Here is a 4,000-nt window from a genome sequence, read left to right as displayed (position 1 = left end):
CTCGCCGGCTACATCGTCGCCGCCGAGGAGCAGGGCGTCGCCGAGGCCGAGCTCTCGGGGACGATCCAGAACGACATCCTGAAGGAGTTCATGGTCCGCAACACCTACATCTATCCGCCGGCGCCGAGCATGCGGATCGTGGGTGACATCATCGAATACACGGCGACGCGGATGCCGCGCTTCAACTCGATCTCGATCTCCGGCTACCACATCCAGGAGGCCGGCGCGAACCAGGCGCTCGAGCTGGCGCTGACCCTGGCCGACGGCCGCGAGTACGTGCGCACCGCGATCGCCAAGGGCCTGGACGTCGACGCCTTCGCCGGCCGGCTCAGCTTCTTCTTCGGCATCGGGATGAACTTCTATCTCGAGATCGCCAAGCTGCGCGCGGCCCGCGGCCTGTGGCACCGGATCATGCAGGAGTTCGCTCCGAAGGAGGCCAAGAGCTCGATGCTGCGCACCCATTGCCAGACCTCGGGCTGGTCGCTGACCGCGCAGGACCCCTACAACAACGTCGTGCGCACGACCATCGAGGCGATGGCTGCGGTCTTCGGCGGCACCCAGAGCCTGCACACCAACGCGCTCGACGAGGCCATCGCGTTGCCGACCGAGTTCAGCGCCCGCATCGCCCGCAACACGCAGCTCGTGATCCAGGAGGAAACGCACATCACGTCGATCGTCGATCCGTGGGCGGGCAGCTATGCGATGGAGGCGCTGACCCAGCAGATGGCCGACGCCGCCTGGACGATCATGGAGGAGATCGAGGCCATGGGCGGCATGACCAAGGCGGTGCAGAGCGGCTGGGCCAAGCTGAAGATCGAGGCGAGCGCGGCGCAGAAGCAGGCCCGCATCGATTCCGGCCAGGACGTGATCGTCGGCGTCAACAAGTATCGGCTGGCCGAGGAGGCGCCGATCGACAGCCGCGACATCGACAACCACGCCGTGCGCGACAGCCAGATCGGGCGGCTGAAGGCGGTGCGCGCCGCGCGCGACGAGGCCGCCGTCCGCGCCGCCCTGCAGGCGCTGACCGACAGCGCGAACAACGGCGACGGCAACCTGCTCGACCTGTCGATTCGCGCCGTCCGCCTGCGCGCCACTGTCGGCGAGGTGAGTGACGCGCTCGAGGCGGCCTGGGGCCGGCACCGCGCCGACACGCAGAAGGTCTCCGGCGTGTACGCCACGGCGTACGACAGCGCCGAGGGCTGGGAGCAGCTGAAGGCGGAGATCGCCGCCTTCGCCGAGGCCGAGGGGCGGCGGCCGCGGGTGATGATCGCCAAGCTCGGCCAGGACGGGCACGATCGCGGCGCCAAGGTCGTGGCCAGCGCCTACGCCGACCTCGGCTTCGACATCGACATCGGGCCGCTGTTCCAGACGCCCGAGGAGTGCGCCCGCCAGGCGATCGAGAACGACGTCCACGCCGTCGGCGTCTCGACCCTGGCAGCCGGGCACAAGACCCTGGTGCCGGCCATCGTCGCGGCCCTGAGGGCGCAGGGCGCCGGCGACATCATCGTCTTCGTCGGCGGCGTCGTTCCGCGTGCCGACCACGAGGCCCTGTACGAAGCGGGAGTCAAGGGCATCTACGGGCCGGGCACGCCGATCCCGGCCAGCGCCAAGGACGTGCTCGAGCAGATCAAGCGCTCGCTCGCCGCGCATTGACGCTGCGGCCGACGATGCTGCCCCCCGCCGACCAGGCCTTGCTCGATGCCGTGCACGCCGGGCCCGGCGAGGCGCAGCGCCGGGCCGTCGCCAAGGCGATCACTCTGCTCGAGTCGACTCGCCCCGACCATCGCGAGCGTGCCGACGCTTTCTTGACGGCGCTGCCGCGGCCGCCGCAAACGTTCCGGGTCGGCGTCTCCGGCGTCCCCGGCGTGGGCAAGTCGACCTTCATCGAGACGCTGGGGCTGCACCTGATCGGCCAGGGCACGCGCGTCGCTGTGCTCGCCGTCGACCCGAGCTCGAGCCTCTCCGGCGGCTCCATCCTCGGCGACAAGACGCGCATGGAGCGGCTCTCGGTCGAGGCGGCGGCGTTCGTGCGGCCGAGCCCGAGCGGCGGCACGCTCGGCGGCGTCGCGGCGGCCACGCGCGAGGCGATCCGCGTCGTCGAGGCAGCGGGCTACGGCGTCGTCATCGTTGAGACCGTGGGCGTCGGGCAGAGCGAGGCGGCCGTGGCCGCAATGACGGACCTGTTCATGCTCATGCAGCTGCCGAACGCGGGCGATGAGCTGCAGGCGATCAAGAAGGGCGTGATGGAGCTGGCCGACCTGGTCGTCGTCAACAAGGCCGACCTGGACCCGGCGGCGGCGGCGCGTGCCGTCGGGCAGGTCGAATCGGCGTTGCATCTGGTCGCGCGTCGATCAAACGACGCATGGGCACCGCGCGCCATGCCGTCGAGCGCGCTCGACCCGGCCCAGGTCGCTGCGGTGTGGGCGGTCGCGGAGGCGTTCCGCGCGGCGCAGTCGGCGAGCGGCGCGGGTCTCGAGCGGCGTCGCTTGCAAGGCCGCGCCTGGCTGTGGGAGCGCATCGACGCCGGCCTGCGCCAGGCCTTTCGATCGCATCCGCAGGTGCGGTCGGGCCTCTCCGACACGCTCGCCGCCGTCGACGACGACCAGCTGCCGGTGTCGGTGGCGGCGCGCCGCCTGCTGGCCGCGTTCCAGGGCAGCTCGCTGCTGGCGTCCGACGGCCATGGATGAGCCAGCTCGCCGGCGCTCCCGCTGCCTTCTTCCGCTCTTCAACGCTTTCTCCACCCCCGCCTGACGACGAGACCCGCCATGCACGACATCATCCAGCAGCTCGAAGCCAAGCGCGCCCGGGCCCGCCTCGGCGGCGGCCAGAAGCGCATCGACGCGCAGCACGCCAAGGGCAAGCTCACCGCGCGCGAGCGCCTCGAGCTGCTGCTGGATGCCGGCAGCTTCGAGGAGTGGGACATGTTCGTCGAGCACCGCAGCCACGACTTCGGGATGGAGAAGAACCGGCCGCCGGGCGACGGCGTCGTCACCGGCTACGGGATGATCAACGGCCGCCTCGTCTTCGTCTTCAGCCAGGACTTCACGGTCTTCGGCGGCGCGCTCTCCGAAGCGCACGCCGAGAAGATCTGCAAGGTGATGGACCAGGCGATGAAGGTCGGCGCGCCGGTGATCGGCATCAACGACTCGGGCGGCGCGCGCATCCAGGAAGGCGTCGCCTCGCTCGGCGGCTACGCCGAGGTGTTCCAGCGGAACGTCATCGCCTCCGGCGTGGTGCCGCAGCTCAGCCGCGTCATGGGCCCCTGCGCCGGCGGCGCCGTCTACAGCCCGGCGATGACCGACTTCATCTTCATGGTCAATGACAGCTCGTACATGTTCGTCACCGGGCCGGAGGTGGTGCGCACGGTGACGCACGAGGAGGTGAGCGCGCAGGACCTCGGCGGGGCCCTGACGCACACGACCCGCAGCGGCGTCGCCGACCGGGCCTTCGAGAACGACGTCGAGGCGCTGGCGATGGTGCGCCGCTTCTTCGACTACCTGCCGCTCAACAACCGGGAGAAGGCGCCCGGCCTGCCGAGCGACGACCCGGCGGACCGCATCGACCTCTCGCTCGACACCCTGGTGCCGGACAACCCGAACCAGCCGTACGACATCAAGGAGCTGATCGTCAAGACCGTGGACGACGCCGACTTCTTCGAGTTGCAGCCCGAGCACGCCAAGAACATCGTCATCGGCTTCGGCCGCATGGACGGCGCGGCGGTGGGCATCGTCGCCAACCAGCCGCTGGTGCTGGCCGGCTGCCTCGACATCAAGAGCTCGATCAAGGCGGCGCGCTTCGTCCGCTTCTGCGACGCATTCAACATCCCCGTCGTGACCTTCGTCGACGTGCCGGGCTTCATGCCGGGCACGGCGCAGGAGTACGGCGGCATCATCAAGCACGGCGCCAAGCTGCTGTTCGCGTACGCCGAATGCACGGTACCGAAGATCACCGTCATCACGCGGAAGGCCTACGGTGGGGCTTACGACGTGATGAGCTCGAA

3 protein-coding genes are annotated in these 4,000 nt (G+C 70.0%); all 3 read left to right on the top strand.

The window, feature by feature from the left end; translation table 11 throughout:
- A partial coding sequence (gene scpA / locus AC30N0_RS02470; RefSeq protein ID WP_489516353.1) for a methylmalonyl-CoA mutase occupies positions 1-1,653 on the top strand: 1,653 nt, incomplete at its 5' end.
- 14 nt (positions 1,654-1,667) lie between these two features.
- Positions 1,668-2,687, top strand: a complete 1,020-nt coding sequence (gene meaB / locus AC30N0_RS02465; RefSeq protein WP_489516352.1) for a methylmalonyl Co-A mutase-associated GTPase MeaB — start codon at positions 1,668-1,670, stop codon at positions 2,685-2,687.
- Positions 2,688-2,765: 78 nt separating this feature from the next.
- A partial coding sequence (locus tag AC30N0_RS02460) for an acyl-CoA carboxylase subunit beta (RefSeq protein ID WP_489516351.1) occupies positions 2,766-4,000 on the top strand: 1,235 nt, incomplete at its 3' end.

Origin of the sequence: Rhizobacter sp. (assembly GCF_031412495.1) — a bacterium.
Taxonomy (GTDB): Bacteria; Pseudomonadota; Gammaproteobacteria; order Burkholderiales; family Burkholderiaceae_C; genus Schlegelella_A.
This window is presented reverse-complemented; position numbering and strand designations above follow the sequence as displayed.

Excerpts from the sequence above, each read along its gene's own strand:
- meaB (WP_489516352.1), top strand. The coding sequence starts at position 1,668 with ATGCTGCCCCCCGCCGACCAGGCCTTGCTCGATGCCGTGCACGCCGGG.